Annotated in this window: 17 protein-coding genes and 2 pseudogenes; 10 read left to right on the top strand and 9 right to left on the bottom strand. The window is 33.5% G+C overall.

Annotated features, from left to right (window positions below; all coding sequences use genetic code 11):
• Positions 1-47: 47 nt before the first annotated feature.
• From RMO83_RS16560 to pafA, 7 genes and pseudogenes are all read left to right on the top strand, one after another.
• Positions 48-1,106, top strand: a complete 1,059-nt coding sequence (locus RMO83_RS16560; RefSeq protein WP_310560810.1) for a hypothetical protein — start codon at positions 48-50, stop codon at positions 1,104-1,106.
• A 90-nt stretch (positions 1,107-1,196) separates the two neighbouring features.
• A complete protein-coding gene (locus RMO83_RS16555) occupies positions 1,197-1,913 on the top strand; it encodes a hypothetical protein (protein WP_310560809.1) in 717 nt (238 codons plus the stop codon).
• Between the two features lie 72 nt (positions 1,914-1,985).
• Complete coding sequence (mnmA, locus tag RMO83_RS16550) at positions 1,986-3,173, top strand: tRNA 2-thiouridine(34) synthase MnmA (RefSeq protein ID WP_310560808.1); 1,188 nt, start codon at positions 1,986-1,988, stop codon at positions 3,171-3,173.
• A gap of 26 nt (positions 3,174-3,199) precedes the next feature.
• Entirely contained in the window at positions 3,200-4,825 is a 1,626-nt protein-coding gene (locus tag RMO83_RS16545; RefSeq protein WP_310560807.1) for a S8 family serine peptidase, read from the top strand.
• Between the two features lie 12 nt (positions 4,826-4,837).
• A pseudogene (locus tag RMO83_RS16540) lies at positions 4,838-5,782 on the top strand (NAD(P)H-dependent flavin oxidoreductase).
• Positions 5,783-5,825: 43 nt separating this feature from the next.
• Positions 5,826-6,239 (top strand): hypothetical protein, encoded by a 414-nt coding sequence (locus tag RMO83_RS16535; RefSeq protein WP_310560806.1) that lies wholly within the window; start codon positions 5,826-5,828, stop codon positions 6,237-6,239.
• A 306-nt stretch (positions 6,240-6,545) separates the two neighbouring features.
• The gene (gene pafA / locus RMO83_RS16530; RefSeq protein ID WP_310560805.1) at positions 6,546-8,162 is read left to right on the top strand and encodes an alkaline phosphatase PafA; all 1,617 of its coding nucleotides are present in this window, start codon (positions 6,546-6,548) and stop codon (positions 8,160-8,162) included.
• Between the two features lie 77 nt (positions 8,163-8,239).
• On the opposite strand, the gene lysA is transcribed toward pafA, so the two are convergent.
• The 5 genes and pseudogenes from lysA to RMO83_RS16505 all read right to left on the bottom strand — a co-directional run bounded on the left by lysA (position 8,240) and on the right by RMO83_RS16505 (position 11,800).
• On the bottom strand, positions 8,240-9,460 hold the full coding sequence (lysA, locus tag RMO83_RS16525; protein ID WP_310560804.1) for a diaminopimelate decarboxylase: 1,221 nt from the start codon (positions 9,458-9,460) through the stop codon (positions 8,240-8,242).
• Positions 9,461-9,862: 402 nt separating this feature from the next.
• Positions 9,863-10,147: a RhuM family protein gene (rhuM, locus tag RMO83_RS16520; protein WP_310560803.1), complete on the bottom strand. Its 285-nt coding sequence runs from the start codon at positions 10,145-10,147 to the stop codon at positions 9,863-9,865.
• 106 nt (positions 10,148-10,253) lie between these two features.
• Positions 10,254-10,955: pseudogene (gene rhuM / locus RMO83_RS16515) on the bottom strand (RhuM family protein); the annotation flags it as partial.
• Between the two features lie 93 nt (positions 10,956-11,048).
• Positions 11,049-11,279, bottom strand: a complete 231-nt coding sequence (locus RMO83_RS16510) for a hypothetical protein (RefSeq protein WP_310560801.1) — start codon at positions 11,277-11,279, stop codon at positions 11,049-11,051.
• Positions 11,280-11,380: 101 nt separating this feature from the next.
• Positions 11,381-11,800, bottom strand: coding sequence for a hypothetical protein (locus RMO83_RS16505; RefSeq protein ID WP_310560800.1), 420 nt, complete (start codon positions 11,798-11,800; stop codon positions 11,381-11,383).
• A 176-nt stretch (positions 11,801-11,976) separates the two neighbouring features.
• Between RMO83_RS16505 and RMO83_RS16500 the strand changes: the two genes are divergently transcribed.
• The gene (locus RMO83_RS16500) at positions 11,977-12,339 is read left to right on the top strand and encodes a hypothetical protein (protein ID WP_310560799.1); all 363 of its coding nucleotides are present in this window, start codon (positions 11,977-11,979) and stop codon (positions 12,337-12,339) included.
• 2 nt (positions 12,340-12,341) lie between these two features.
• Here RMO83_RS16500 and RMO83_RS16495 read toward each other — a convergent pair whose 3' ends face one another.
• The 3 genes from RMO83_RS16495 to RMO83_RS16485 all read right to left on the bottom strand — a co-directional run bounded on the left by RMO83_RS16495 (position 12,342) and on the right by RMO83_RS16485 (position 14,676).
• Complete coding sequence (locus RMO83_RS16495) at positions 12,342-12,911, bottom strand: hypothetical protein (RefSeq protein WP_310560798.1); 570 nt, start codon at positions 12,909-12,911, stop codon at positions 12,342-12,344.
• 113 nt (positions 12,912-13,024) lie between these two features.
• Positions 13,025-14,179, bottom strand: coding sequence for a PD-(D/E)XK nuclease family protein (locus RMO83_RS16490; RefSeq protein WP_310560797.1), 1,155 nt, complete (start codon positions 14,177-14,179; stop codon positions 13,025-13,027).
• Between the two features lie 26 nt (positions 14,180-14,205).
• A complete protein-coding gene (locus RMO83_RS16485) occupies positions 14,206-14,676 on the bottom strand; it encodes a 3'-5' exonuclease (RefSeq protein WP_310560796.1) in 471 nt (156 codons plus the stop codon).
• Between the two features lie 172 nt (positions 14,677-14,848).
• Here RMO83_RS16485 and RMO83_RS16480 point away from each other — a divergent pair, with 172 nt between their 5' ends.
• Together RMO83_RS16480 and RMO83_RS16475 are read left to right on the top strand one after the other, a co-directional pair.
• A complete protein-coding gene (locus RMO83_RS16480; RefSeq protein WP_310560795.1) occupies positions 14,849-15,142 on the top strand; it encodes a type II toxin-antitoxin system HigB family toxin in 294 nt (97 codons plus the stop codon).
• Position 15,143: 1 nt separating this feature from the next.
• Complete coding sequence (locus RMO83_RS16475) at positions 15,144-15,524, top strand: helix-turn-helix domain-containing protein (protein ID WP_310560794.1); 381 nt, start codon at positions 15,144-15,146, stop codon at positions 15,522-15,524.
• A gap of 89 nt (positions 15,525-15,613) precedes the next feature.
• Here RMO83_RS16475 and RMO83_RS16470 read toward each other — a convergent pair.
• Positions 15,614-15,929: WYL domain-containing protein (locus tag RMO83_RS16470; protein ID WP_310560793.1), on the bottom strand; the 316-nt coding region annotated here is incomplete at its 5' end.

Below are 15,929 nucleotides of genomic sequence, written 5' to 3'. Positions count from 1 at the left end.
GGCATAACTTGCGATAATAGTGTAATTTTGTTTAAAATTATTTCAAAATGGATCAAGAGCAATTAATGGTTTTCAAGAAACCTTCTTACCCTATAATCTCTCCTTTTTTAGACTATTTGGAGCGATTTGATCGGGTGTCAAAAGTTTCAATATATTATGATGATTTGTTGCGGTTCTCGGGTTCTATAAATGTTTTTGATAAAAAAGATGTTGATACTTTGTGGATTCGGGTATATTATAGTGAGGCTGAGAGATCTGAAATTGATTTGAATCTAAAAAAAATTTACTCGTATCTTCATTCCGATGGAAATACAGATATCATAAAATTTTTGAATGTTGACGCCATTGACTATTGCACTTTTGGAAACTCAAAACCCTTCCGAGTTAAAGTCAGAAATATTCTCAACGACAATTATACCTATTTTTATGTCAAAAAAGCCGATGCTTCTCGAGTGTATGGATTAGAATTAGAACATATACTTTCGCCAGACAAAATTGATTTTTTGGTTTATAAAGACACTTTAATCGAAGGGCATATTATGGGTATTCCCGGCGATGTTTTTATGGAGACGCTTTTAAAAGACTGTTCTGAGGTCGAAAAAGCGCAAATTGCAAAGGAGTTTGTTAAATTCAATGAGCGTTGCATGATCCGGCTGTTAGGAGATATGAGGGCTTACAACTATGTTATTGTACCCATTCACGATTTTGATCAAGTGGTTTACAAAATTCGTCCCATAGATTTTGACCAACAATGTTACGAGGGAAATCTAAAAGTGTATCGGCCACAGTTTTTTAAAGAGAATTATCCAATGGTAAAATTGGTTAAAGACAAATTGGAAAATAGTTCTATTGAACAGTATAAAAATGAGGAAAGAGCCGCTTTGGCCAAACGAATTTTTAGTAGTGAAACCCGAGTTAATAAATTATTGCATATTATGGGAAATGATACTATTGCTCCTGATAATCATATTGAACAATTAAAGTTAGAATTATACCGTTTAACTCATGACATCAATTTTAAGAGGGCGAAATCTATGGGAAATGTACTCCATTCCGCCTTTGATTTTATCACCCGAAACTATAAAAACATTTATAAAAGCAATTAATTTACGATTTGTTGTAAAAAATCATTTTTTAAATCACTTCAATGTAAATCGAATTAGTATTAACTCAAAGTAAATTACGAAATTACCTCTATGAAAACATTGTACAAAAATAGTTTTTGGATTTTGATTTGTTTAAATTTTTATGGTATTCACGCACAGAATCTTTACAACAAATTGGACGATAAAGGCAACAAAAACGGACTTTGGAAAGGTTTTTATATGGACACTAAAAACCCAAAATACGAAGGAACATTCAACCACGGAAAAGAAGTGGGCATTTTTAATTTCTATGATAATACTAAAACCAAAATTATCATTGCAACTCGGGAATTCAATCCCAAAGACAATTCCTCGTACACGATTTTTTATGATCAATTAAAAAATAAAGTAAGCGAAGGTAAAGTGGTCAATAAATTATACGAAGGTCAATGGAAGTACTATCACAAAGCCTCAAAAACGGTAATGACAATCGAAAATTATAGCAAAGGAAATTTAGAAGGCCTTCGTTCTGTTTTTTATCCCAGCGGAAAGATTGTCGAAGAAATGAACTATAAAAACAACCAGAAAAGCGGATTTTACAAACGATATACCGAAAATGGAATCATCATAGAAGAATCTAATTACACGAACAATCAATTTGATGGATTGGCTATTTTCAGAGATCCTGATGACGGGAATGTAGTTTCAAAAGGAAAATTCATCAATGGGAAAAAAGCTGGAATTTGGCAGTTTTTCGAGAAAGGGAAATTGGTAAAAGAAGTCAATATGAATTTTCTTCAAAGCAAGTCAAAAACCAAAACCAATTAAGTTTTTGTATAGTCCAATCCTTCAGTAAATCTTCGTAACTTTGCGGCCTTATAAAATTATAATTATTTCAAAATGAAACGTGTAGTTGTTGGGCTTTCAGGTGGCGTAGATTCAAGTGTTGCGGCTTATTTGTTGCAGCAGCAAGGCTATGAAGTCATAGGGCTTTTTATGAAAAATTGGCACGATGACTCGGTTACGATTTCTAACGATTGTCCGTGGCTAGAAGACAGCAACGATGCTTTATTGGTTGCCGAAAAACTAGGAATTCCTTTCCAAACCGTTGATTTAAGCGAAGAATACAAAGAGAAAATCGTGGACTATATGTTCAACGAATACGAAAAAGGGCGAACTCCAAACCCCGATGTGCTTTGCAATCGCGAAATAAAATTTGATGTTTTTATGAAAATCGCTTTAAGTCTTGGTGCCGATTTTGTAGCAACAGGTCATTATTGCCGAAAAGGTGAAATTGAAGTTAACGGCGAAAAAGTGTACCAACTTTTGGCTGGAGCCGATACGAATAAAGACCAATCGTATTTTCTTTGTCAATTATCTCAGGAACAATTGGCGAAATCTTTGTTTCCAATTGGTGAATTAACAAAACCCGAAGTGCGAGAAATTGCGCTTGAATTGGATTTAGTTACCGCCGAAAAGAAAGATTCTCAAGGATTGTGTTTCATCGGAAAAGTAAGATTGCCGGAATTTTTGCAACAAAAATTACAACCCAAAGATGGATTGATTTACCAAATCGACAAAAATAATCCTGTTTATACTTTAGAAAAAGACTACAATTTTTCTATTGAAGAAGAACTCGCTTTCGATGCCAAAAAAATAAACTACACTCCCGAAATAGGGAAAGTGGTGGGCAAACATCAAGGTGCCCATTATTTTACTATTGGACAACGAAAAGGACTTAATGTTGGCGGAACAACCGATCCTTTATTCATCATTGCTACCAATGTAGAAACCAATTCAATTTACACAGGTTTGACGAGTCAACATCCGGGATTGTTTAAGAAAGCGTTGTTTATCGAAAAATCCGAAGTACATTGGATTCGAACTGATTTGGCTTTAGCCAATGGAGAAACGATGGGAGTAATGGCACGAATTCGCTACCGTCAACCTTTGCAAAAAGCGATTTTACACCAATTCGAAAACGGAATGTACGTGTCTTTCGAAGAACCACAATCCGCTATAACCGAAGGCCAATTCGTTGCTTGGTATTTAGATGATGAATTAGTTGGTTCAGGTGTTATTGCTTAGATTCGTATTTTAATTCCAAATTTTATATGAGAAAAATAGTTGTTTTCCTGTTTTTAGTTTCGAGTTTTGTTGGCTTTTCGCAAGAAGATGCTTGGGTATCTTTTAAAGACAAACCAGACTTTCAAACGTATTTTGATAATCCATTAACGATGCTTTCGCAAAGAGCTTTGGACAGACGAACTGCTCAAGGAATCCCACTTGATATCAAAGATGTTCCAATTTTTCAAGCTTATATTACTGCGGTAACTAATTCAATTGGAATTATTGTAAAAGCAAAATCTAAATGGTTGAATTGCCTTCACATTCGGGGATCGCAAGTTGACATTAATGCTTTAAAATTATTATCTTTTGTTAGTAAAATCGATTTTGCAGATAAAACTTTGAATAGTTCTCCTAACAAAACCAAAGCAAAACTAAAATTCAAACCAATAAATAAAACGATGGAAACTGCCATTACATTCAATTATGGTAATTCCTCAAATCAAATTCAAATGTTGAATGGACATTTATTGCATCAAATGGATTATACCGGTTCGGGGAAAATAATTGCAGTTTTAGATGGAGGTTTTCCTGGAGTAAATACGGCACGACCCTTTCAACGATTAATTACAAATGGTTCAATACTTGGCGGATACGATTATGTTAAAAAAAGCAATAATTTTTATTCTGGCGATTCACACGGAACGGCTGTACTTTCCCTTATGGGAGGTTTTGTCGATGATCAATTGATAGGAACCGCTCCCGATGCTCAGTATTATTTATACATAACCGAGGATGGAGCCTCAGAAAATCCTGTCGAAGAATCGAATTGGGTCGAAGCAGCCGAAGCAGCCGATAGAGTAGGAGTTGATGTCATCATTTCGTCTTTGGGGTATTTTGGTTATGAAGACGAAACTTACAGTCATACTTATACGGATATGACTGGAAATGCGGCTTTTGCTTCAAGAGGAGCAAATATTGCATTTGAAAAAGGAATCGTAGTTTTGGCAAGTGCTGGAAATGAAGGTGCTAATGCTGAACCGCACATCGGCATTCCAGCCGAAGCTACAAATGTAATAGCGGTTGGAGCTGTAAAAGCTGATGAAAACTATGCTTGGTTCAGTTCAATTGGGCCTAGTTTTGACGGTCGTGTAAAACCAGATGTTACCGCTCAGGGAGAAAATCCTTATGTTTTTTCTGGTGGAACGATTAATAATGGCGGTAGCGGAACTTCGTATTCTTGTCCTATTTTAGCAGGAATGGTGGCTTGTTTGTGGCAAGCTTTGCCCGGAAAAAATGCACAGCAAATCAAGCAATTAATTTTGCAATCTTCAGATAATTTTAATCCAATAATTAAATCGAGACCACAATACGGTTATGGAATTCCTGATTTTAGTTTGGCTTTGTCCAATGGATTGTCCGTTACACCTTTTTCGAAAACTGATTTTATGGTTTATCCAAATCCAACTTACGACTCTATTACTGTTACTTTACCAGTAGGATTTGATTCCAAAGCAATTGCCATTTATAATGTATTGGGACAAAAAGTTTTGGAGAAAACTATATCTAAGCAAGCTCCTTCTATTTCCTTAAAATCCTTGAATAGTGGTATTTATTTTTATAAAATAGAATCGAATGATTTTTTTAAAAGTGGAAAAATTATCAAACAGTAATTTGATAATTCAATGAACAAAATAACCCAACTTTTCAATATCAAATATCCAGTTATTCAAGGAGGAATGATTTGGAATTCGGGTTACAAATTAGCTAGTGCAGTCAGTAATGCTGGTGGTTTGGGATTGATTGGTGCAGGCTCGATGTATCCAGAAGTGCTGCGACAACACATTCAAAAATGCAAAAAAGCCACAGACAAACCTTTTGGAGTAAATGTCCCGATGTTGTATCCCAACATTGAGGAAATTATCAATATTATTGTCGAAGAAGGAGTGAAAATCGTTTTTACATCGGCAGGAAATCCTAAAACTTGGACGTCTTTTTTGAAGGAAAAAGGAATAACCGTAGTTCACGTCGTCAGCAGTTCTGCTTTTGCATTGAAATCGCAAGATGCTGGAGTGGACGCCATTGTTGCCGAAGGATTTGAAGCTGGCGGACACAACGGAAGAGAAGAAACTACCACTTTTACTTTGATTCCGATGGTGAAATAAAAAATACGAATTCCGTTAATTGCTGCTGGCGGAATTGCAAACGGTCGTGGAATGCTTGCAGCAATGATTCTTGGTGCTGATGGAGTCCAAATAGGTAGTCGTTTTGCCGCTTCTGTTGAATCTTCGGCTCACGAAAATTTTAAAATTAAAATTCTGGAAACCAAAGAAGGTGAGACGCAACTTACCTTAAAAGAATTAGCTCCTGTTCGTTTAATTAAAAATAAATTTTACCAGGACGTTCAGGATTTGTATGCCAAATGTCCAACGAAAGAAGAATTGTCGGAACTTTTGGGGAATTCAAGAGCTAAGCGAGGAATGTTTGAAGGAGATTTGAATGAAGGCGAACTCGAAATTGGCCAAATTGCAGGATTAATTCATACGATAAAGCCAGTTGACCTAATTATTAAGGAAATGATTGCCGATTATAATTATGCTAGAAAAGAAGTTGAGAAATTCGATTTCTAGTTCCAAATTTTAGTACTTTTGAACAGTTACAATTTTAGAACAAATGACTAAAATAAAATTAATTGCGATTTTTGCATTCTTCACATTGGCAATGAACCAATCTTATGGCCAAATATATAAATTCAAAACTTCCGGTTTGAGCGTTATGCAAAAAGACCAAAAAGGGAAGTGGGGAAAATGGTCTGATTTAAAATTAGTCAATATTTTTGTAAAACTAGACACTGACAAAAGCCGAATTGTGGTGTATTCCGAGATTATTCAATTGTTCGAAATTGTTGATTATATCCCTTTAGAAGAAAACGAAACCGATAGTGTTTATTCATTTACTTGTAAAGACAACAATGGCGAAGATTGTACACTTTCTATAATTACCCGGAAAAAGCAAGACAATCGCAAACAACTTTACATCAATTATGAAGATAGAATGATACTCTACAATATCTTCAATTTAAAGTAAAAGTTACAACAGAGTTTAATAAATTATTTTTGAACCACATAGATTCAGAAAAAAAATAATTTGAAAAGTTGTTCATAGGCATTTTATTTACTCATAGCTATGAACTCTATGTTAAGCAATGCGTCTTTTTAAAAATGAACTACTTTTTCTAGTTGAAGATAAATGCAAAATCTACGTGGTTTAATTTTTTTGTAATAATAGGGTTCAGATACGGTTAAATTTTAATTAATTTTTCTTCAAAATTTCTCTGTCATTCAAATTTCTAAAATGTGAATCCGTATTTTTGTTCTTATAAAATTTATCGATATGAAAAAGTTATTTTTGTTGTGTTCCTTTGTTGTAATTTTAAATGTTCAAGCGCAACAACGCCCAAAATTAGTAGTTGGAGTAGTTGTCGATCAAATGAAAATGGAATATTTATATCGTTTTTCGGACGATTTTTCTCCCAATGGTTTCAAGCGTTTGATGGAAAAAGGATTTGTTTTTCACAACGCCAATTTCAATTATATGCCAACCTATACTGCTCCTGGTCACGCTTCTATTTATACTGGCGCAACTCCATCAGTCAATGGAATAGTTGGAAATGATTGGTTTAGTCGAAAGTTAGGAAAATCAATGTATTGCACTGATGATGCTTCGGTAAAAACGCTCGGAGATGGAACGGCTAAAGAAGGAGCAATGTCTCCAAAAAACCTCTTAAGTACTACCATTACTGACGAATTACGATTGGGAACTAATTTCCAAGGAAAAGTTATTGGGATGAGTTTGAAAGATCGTGGTGCTATTTTACCAGCGGGACATTTTGCGAATTGGGCTTTTTGGTACAGTGGAACTGGCTCGTTTATTTCGAGCACATTCTATGGTGAAACATTACCAGATTGGGTAACTCAATTCAATAGGGAGAAAAACTATATGACCTATATCAATAAAGGTTGGGACTTATTGAAACCAGCTGCCGACTATAACGAAAGTATGCCAGACGACAATCCGTATGAGGGCAAATTGTACGATAGTGAAAAACCTATTTTCCCATACAATATAAAAGAAATGTATGATAAACACGGAGCCGAAGTAATGCGTTCGACTCCTTTTGGAAATAATTTATTGGCTGATTTTGCTAAAAAAGCCATCGAAAAAGAAGAATTAGGAAAAGACAATATCACCGATTTTTTGACGGTTAGTTTTTCTTCGACCGATTATGTGGGTCATATTTTAGGGCCAAGATCAATGGAATTGCAAGATACGTATTTGCGATTAGACATTACTATTGCTGATTTCTTGGATTATTTAGACAAGACGGTGGGTAAAGATAATTATTTGCTTTTTCTGACCGCAGATCATGCTTGTGCTGAAAACGCTACTCATTTAAAAGATCATAAATACAATGTGAAAAATGTTCCAGGAAAAGATATTTCTAAAGGGCTTAAAGAGTTTTCTACAGCAACTTTTGGCGAAAATCTAGTTGTAGAATATTCAAATTTTAATGTTTATTTTAACAAGGATCTAATCAAATCTAAAGGTTTGGAATTAGCCAAAGTAAAACAAACTTTCAAGGATTATTTGATGACTCAGGAGCAAGTGAAAAGAGTCTATACCGAAGAAGAGGTTTTGGCTTCGACAGGAAATGATTATTATTTGAATTTTATAAATAAGGGATATGATGTTTCCCAAAACGGAGATTTGGTCGTGCTTGACAAACCTGGCTATATCGAGTACGGATCAGTGGGAACTTCTCACGGAACGCCTTATGCTTATGACACGCACGCTCCTCTGCTTTTTTATGGTTGGAAAATAAAAGCCGGAGAAAGTTTCGATAAAAAAGAAATAACTGAAATTGCACCAACTTTAGCACTTAAACTCAAATTGGAGATGCCAAACGGTACAGAGGGCAAGGTTTTGACGGAGATTTTGGGAGAAAAATAGATTTTGATTTAAAAAATATCACAAATCCTCAAAAAAAATCCCATTTTATTTTTCGTTGAAATGGGATTCTAAATTTATTAAACTACTGCCGTTTCAACCGGCAATGGAATTTGATTTTTGAGTAAATCTTCGAAGGTTTCACGAGCTCTAATTAAGATTCCTTGACCGTTGAGCCATAAAACTTCAGCAGGTTTGTATCTCGAATTGTAATTGGATGCCATTGAGAAACAATAGGCTCCAGCATTTCTAAAACTTAATATGTCACCTTCATTAATTTCTGCAATTCTACGGTTGTTTGCAAAAGTATCTGTTTCACAAATATAGCCTACAACAGAGTAGAAACGTTCTTTTCCTTTTGGGTGCGAAATGTTCTCGATATGGTGTTGTGAACCGTAAAACATAGGACGAATCAAATGATTGAAACCGCTGTCAATTCCAGCAAATACTGTTGAAGTGGTTTGTTTTACAACATTTACTTTAGCCAAGAAATAACCTGCTTCGCTTACAAGGAATTTCCCAGGTTCGAATATTAAGGTTAAATCTTTTCCGTATTCGGCACAGAAAGAATTGAATCTTTTAGATAATTTTTTCCCTAATTCTTCAATATCAGTTTCGATATCGTCTTTTTTGTAAGGCACTTTGAATCCGCTTCCAAAGTCAAGGAATTCAAGGTCGTTAAAGTTTTTTGCTGCATCGAATAAGATTTCGGCTGCATATAAAAACACTTCGATGTCTAAAATATCTGAACCCGTGTGCATATGAATTCCTACGATATGCATTTTGGTATTTTCAACAATTCGCAACAAATGAGGCAATTGATGCACAGAAATTCCAAATTTACTATCAATATGACCGACAGAAATATTAGAGTTTCCGCCAGCCATCACATGTGGATTGATACGGATACAAACCGGAACGGTTGGATATTTTGTGCCAAATTGTTCCAAAATCGATAAGTTATCAATGTTGATTTGAACTCCCATAGCGGATACCTCTTCGATTTCTTCTAAAGAAACACCATTTGGAGTAAAAAATATCTGATCTGGAGCATATCCTGCGTGAAGCCCTAGTTGTACTTCTTGAATTGAAACTGCATCCAAACAAGCCCCCATATCTCTTAATAATTCAAGAATGGCAATGTTTGATAAGGCTTTCATTGCATAATTGATACGCAATTTTTCTACCTTCGAAAATGCTTTTGTTAACCGTTGGTATTGAGATTGGATTTTTGCCGCATCATATACGTATAATGGACTACCGAATTGTTCTGCTAATTGTACTAAATCTTTTGCTTGCATTGTGATACATTTTTTAGCAAATTTATTACTCTTTATTGGTTCAAACAAGAAATAATTAAAAACTAACAAATTATAACAAAATGTTTGTAAACAAACTTATTGAATTGAATTTTGTAAATTTTTAAACAAAAAGCCCTTGAAATGAATCAAGAGCTTCTTAAAAACATGTAATCACGATTAAACTCCAGGCTAATCATCACCTTACTTGGTTAACATTATTATCTTAAAATCCTACTGATTTTGTTGTTTTGCTACTCTATTTTTCATTATCGCAAAAAGAGAGGATTCGTTTAAAGTTCAGTTTGATGCTAAAAACAATTTTTTCTATTACTGATTTAGCTATAGCTTTATAAGAAATTAGCATTAATTTTTATTGGTAATAAAACAGAAAACACTTGTCTTTTATGGCTTTAATTTTGAAATTTCATTATCTAAATCGGAAAGGTATTTTTTATCCTGTTCTATTCGGAATTGTTCGTATTCAGAATGTGCTTTTTCTACGGCTTTTTCCTGCGAAACACTCCCTGTATTGGGCAAAACATCTAGACTATTGCTTTGTAAAAACTTATTGGTACGCTCCAGCCAGTCGTTCATATTCATTAGTTGATTTCTTCTTGCTTGAAATTCAGCCAAATCTAAATAGGCACTTACCAATAAATTTAAATCGCCAATTTCGTTTTCCTGCAAATAATACCAAACGAAAAGATAATGTAGTCAGATATATTTCTGGTATAATGCCGATATAGTTTGAAAATAGGACAATTTATTGGACTATATTGAAAACATAATCGGTATAATTTTTGGCTATTGTAACATCACTTTTCAAAATTTTACCTTCGGGAGCATTTTTCCAAGTGGTGAGTCCCATAAAATTTTTCTCTTTATCTACTCTATTATAGACTAATTCGGCGGCAGTTTGACCCGTAATGGCAAAATGCAACTTGTTTTGTACCATTTTATAAAACAGTTTTGCAGCTTCGGAATCTTTACTATAATCGGCACTGCATTGTTGAAAGATATCACCTAGTTTTTGATACAGTTTGCGTTCGCTGGAGCGAATCTCTCTAATACGTTCCAGCAATTCGTCGAAATAATCTTTACCAAAAGGTTTGCCATTTTTGAGCATTTCATCATTTAAGACAAATCCTTTGATGATAAATTCTTTTAGGGTTTGTGTCGCCCAAATGCGTAATTGAGTGGCTTGCTTGGAATTCACTCTATATCCAACGGCAATAATGGCATCGAGGTTGTAAAAAGTAGTTAAGTAGTTTTTATTATCAGATGCAGTTGTTTCCATTTTGGAAACAACTGCATTTTCATCGAGTTCGCCCGATTCAAAAATATTTTTTAAATGCTTACTAATTGCGGGTATTTCGACTCCAAATAGTTGTGCAATTAGTTTTTGCGAAAGCCAAAAATTATCATCTTTGTAGGTAACGCTAAGTTTTACTTTGCCTTCTTGGGTTTTATAGATTAGTATTTCTCCGGTGTTCATTGTTTGGGAAATTGGGTTTGGTGGTTTGATCTTTTCGAAAATGTTTTGTTGTGATGTAAATATAAAAAAAAGCGGTACTCAGACCGCTTCATTTTAACTTCTTTTCATCCAGCTTCTGCCTTCATTGGTGGAATAATACAATCCCTTTGAAGTCATTCCCAGAATTTCTTTGCTATTATCGGTCAAGTCTGAAAAATCTCCATACGATGCCGTAGTAGAACGAGCCATCCAACTTCTTCCATCATTTGTGGAATATTCAATTTTTGTTTTTGTTGTGGGATTAATGCGAATCATTTCTTTTCCCTTTACAATCATTTGTGCCATAATGCTATTTGTTTTTAGTTTGCCTACTGTTGTTGGGTTTCGGCTTTCCCATAGTACGAAGTACGAAGCGTTGTGTGCCAGAGTGTGGCGGTTAAAAATTATTATTTATCTAAATGATAAACAGTATTGTTTCCTCTTAAATTTTTAAGAGTTAAAAAATCTCTAATTTTTTTGTCTTCGGTTCTTGCCAATGACATAAAAAATAAAGCCGTGTAATCGATAAATTTTAATGGTATTTTTTCAAATTCACACATACTTAACATAACAGATTCAAAAACAACAATGTGAAAATTGTTTCTTGTTTTTAGGACTTCATAATCTTCTTTTTCAAAACCCACATAAAAAACAACTGCAATACAAATTTCAGCATTTGAAATTTCGATACAATGCGGTTTCGGAACAACTACAAGATTGTCGTGTTCTTTGAAATCAACCATATAAGCTAATGTTTTGCTTATTTCTTCATTTTTTAAATGGTCTAATAAAATGCAATTGTCAAGTCTTGAATAAATAAATTCCATAATTGTTAATTTTTTAATTTTGCCTACTCTATAATGGTTTTCGGCTTTTCCAAAGGACGAAGTTAATGGGAGGGTAAGCCAAAAGGTGGCGGAGTGAACGATCTTATTTTCAGAATATATTTTAGTTCGTCATATATTGGCAGTTCGCCAGCTTATCTTTGTATAAAAATTCAAAAATGAGGAAAATCAATGTTCAAAAACAAAGTTTTAAATTCCAATTACGTTTCAAAATTGCAAAAGTCATTTTGTTTTTAAAAAGTGTTGAAGTGGTTGATAGCAAACAAATCAATGTGCTTTTTTCTCAAATCAAAAGTGAAGATGATGCTGTAATAAAGAAACTGCAACAAGGCAAACTAACTCTTGTTATTGTCGTAGCTATCAATTGCAAATATCAATCTCATTTTTTTGATTTCAAATTCATAAAAACAGGAAACGAAGCCCTTTTAAAATCAGCCAGTAGATTTGGAATTCCGTTAACCACAAAGACAATCAGCTTAATTGAATGGTGGATTCGACAGGAAATTTTGGCTAAAGTTTAAAATTATTTTATTGCTGTAAAATGCTGGTATGTAACTCTTACTTCTACCCAAACACTATCGATATTGCATAAATCAAACCAAGTCAAATCGGTGTGGTCATACAAATGATGAAAACTGTAACAGTGTTTCATTTTGGGCATTATTGCTTTTAGGCGGATTCTGTCGTTAAAATCAAGTTCTGTGTAGGTTGCAGCTTCTTGAACCCCTATAAAATTAGATCTGGTTTCAAAGAAAGGGTTTCCGTCTATAGAAGGATCGAACTTTTTGTAGTAGTTGTCGTTCCAACATTCTATGATTATTTCAATCTCATAATCGTCTATAGATTTGCTAGAAACCCATTCTTTGCATTGTTTTTGAATAGTATTATACAAGCCAAAAATCCTTTTTTCTTGTTCAAGGAGTTTTTCGTTCAAGAGCAATAATTTTTCACAAACTGCGGGCGTAAATTCAAAAACAGTGTTAACATATTTGTTTCTTTCTGACAAAACCATTTTCTCCTCAATAGTAATGTTATGGCTCTTTTTTTGAATAATTTTACTAAAACGGATTTCTCTTTTGCGGTTAAGTTTCATCTTTTTTTTGACAAAGTTAGAAAGCTGGAATACCAAAAAGTGGCGGAATGATTTGTAAAAAAAAACGACAATCGGGTGGGAGTGTCGTTTTTGAAGTTGTTATAGTTTTGTTTTTATTCCGTTTTAAATGACTCGACTTCTGCAATTAGGTGCTTTATTTTGGCTACAATTCCATTGATGTTTTTATGTTCCAAAATGTCTTCCCATTCGAGGTCATTAAAGTTATCCGCAAAGGGTATCGTTTTAACCCAATTTATTGTACTTCCATTAATTGTTCTTATTCTTTCAATTTCTTCTTGCGAGTTCGAATTAACATCAACGCCTAATAATAAATTGTAATTTTCTGAAAACCATAGCAAAACACCAATTTTAAAATCTTCTTTTTCTGAAAACCACATCCCAGAACCTTCTTCTCCAAATTTATATGTATCAGGATTATAATTTTTAGTAATTAAGTCGTTCCCTATTTTGGTTTGGATTTGACTAAATAATTTTTTACAAATTTCGATTTTTACTTTCTCTGCACCAATCCCGGCAATAGTTAAAGCACTTTGTATATTTTTCGGGTTATTTAAAATATTATCTAAAATTTCTTCTTCCATTTTTATATTTGTTGTTTGGTTAGTTAATTTTTTAATCAGATGAACGTATTGAATTAATGTTTCTCTGATGATTGGTAGCGAATATGTTTTTTCAAGACATTGCTCAATCCAATTTTTAATTTCATCTCTATATGAAACTAAAATTATTTCTTCTAATTCTAATTTTGATGCTGTCCCAATATAACTCATCTCTGAAGGACTATTACCTTCCAAAGTGAGGTATATCATTTTACAATTAGGATAGTTTTTTTTGTATCTTAATAGCTGCCCTTTTTGATCTTTTGCATATATTTTATTTTCAATAACTATTTGGTTTTTAGAATCCTTTATTACAATATCAATAAACCCACCTTCAGAGTATTCATTATCAATCATCCCTAAATATTCTTCCACTAAAACTTTAGCATTATCAAATTCAAAATCATCTTTAACTGCTCCTAAAAATTTGATTTCTTCAAAAAAGAGTTTTAGAAAAACACTTCCTTGCCTATGCATTCCCTTTGGATTCAAAAACTCAGCAATTATCCTTGAATGAGTTCGCACTTCATCATTTTCTGCTCTCATAATTGAGAAAATATTAAAATTCTCCCCAGTTATCGTTGCAATTTCATCGTATTTTTTCTGAATGATAGAAACTTGTTGCAATAGGTTATTAATTTTATCCATAAATTTTTAGTTCATATTTTTTAATTTCATTTTAAACTCCTCAACCACAACTCCTCACAAGCCCTAGAATCGCTCAACGCATCGTGATGATTTAGCGGTATGTTAAATTCTTGGCACAAGTTAGCTAAATTAGACCTATAAATCTTATAAGTGCAAAATTTAGTGTAATCTGGAATCAATAAACTGTAATGCAAAAGGGTCTTGTTCAAAACTGGAAAATCAAAGCCAAAACCATTGTGTGCAATTACATTTTGGTTTTCGATATAAGGCGCAATTTGTTGCCAAATTTGGGCGAAAGTCGGAGCATTTGCAGTGTCTTGTGCAGCAATTCCGTGAATGTCCGTAAAGCGACTCCAGTAATAATTATCGGGTGGTTGTACTAATAGATTAACTTCTTTGGTAATGATTCCGTTTTCAACTCTAACCAATCCAATTTGGCAAATACTGTTTCGATAGCCGCTTGCTGTTTCAAAATCTATGGCTGTAAAGTTTTTCATTTTATATTTTAAAGGTGGTTTTTAGCTTTTATGTAACACAAAGAAAGTAGTGAAATATGCCAAAAGGTGGCAGAGTAATTTTTTGTATTAAAAATAGACGCATATTTACGATGTTATATTTCGATTTTAATAAATTATTTTCGATTTCGATAATTTATACTAACTTTGTTTTATGGTTGTCATTACAAAAGCAAAACTAATACAGTTCTATGAAGCTGAGCCATTGGCGAAAGAACCATTATTGAGATGGTACACGACCGCATTGTCGAGTAATTGGAATGATTTTCATAGTATAAAAGAATCCTATAATAGTGTGGATAGCATCGGAAATGACCGATTTGTTTTTAATGTTTCTGGCAACAAATATAGAATTGTAGCGATGATTCATTTTAGCAAAAGAACACTGTATTTAAGATTTGTAGGTACGCACAAACAATATGATAAAATAGACTGTAAAACAATTTGAAATGCAAAAGATACTATCAAAAAATGATTTCGAGCTTGCCGAAAAACAAATGAACGATTTGTTAGCTACGGCAACAATAAAAGGCGGTTTTGATTTTTTAACAGAAAGCGAAACCGAAGCTCTTGACCAATTTACACAAGTAGTAAAGCGTTATGAAGAGGCTCATTTTATTATTGAAACACCCCAAACGGTTCAAGAATTAATTGCAATGAAAATGTTTGAAAAAAATTTAAAGCAAAAAGAAATTGCAAAATTGCTTGATACCACAGATACCAAACTTTCTGAAATTATGCATCACAAGAGAAAACCAAGTATTTCGTTTTTGAAAGCACTGAATCAAGTTTTAGAAATTGACGGCAATCTATTATTACGAATTGTTTAATTATAAAACAAGGACATTTTTATCACTTGCAAAATATTGTTTCTATATCCGCTTGCCGTTTCAAAATCTATTGCTGTAAAGTTTTTCATTTATTGATACAAATTAGCCATTTCCGCAATGCTATTTTTGATTTCGTTTTGTAGCGAAATAGGAGCAAGTACTTTTACATCCGAACCATATTTCAACAGTTCCATTAGAATATCATTGGTGGTGTGAATGAAAATTTCTAGTACGACGGTATCTTCGGTTTCTTCCACTATTCGTTGGGATTCGTGCAACGGAAACGTTTTAATGTAATTCCCTTGTTGTTTGGAAAACTCCAAAACTACTTTTTCAGCAGGTTCATAAGTTTCAACTCCAAAAGCGTGTTTGAATTCCTTTTCTACATTATAAGCAATGGGTTTG

The sequence above is a fragment of the Flavobacterium sp. genome, assembly GCF_031423415.1.
Taxonomy (GTDB): Bacteria; Bacteroidota; Bacteroidia; order Flavobacteriales; family Flavobacteriaceae; genus Flavobacterium.
The sequence above is the reverse complement of the archived record's forward strand: the minus strand, read 5'-3'. Positions and strand labels throughout refer to the sequence as shown.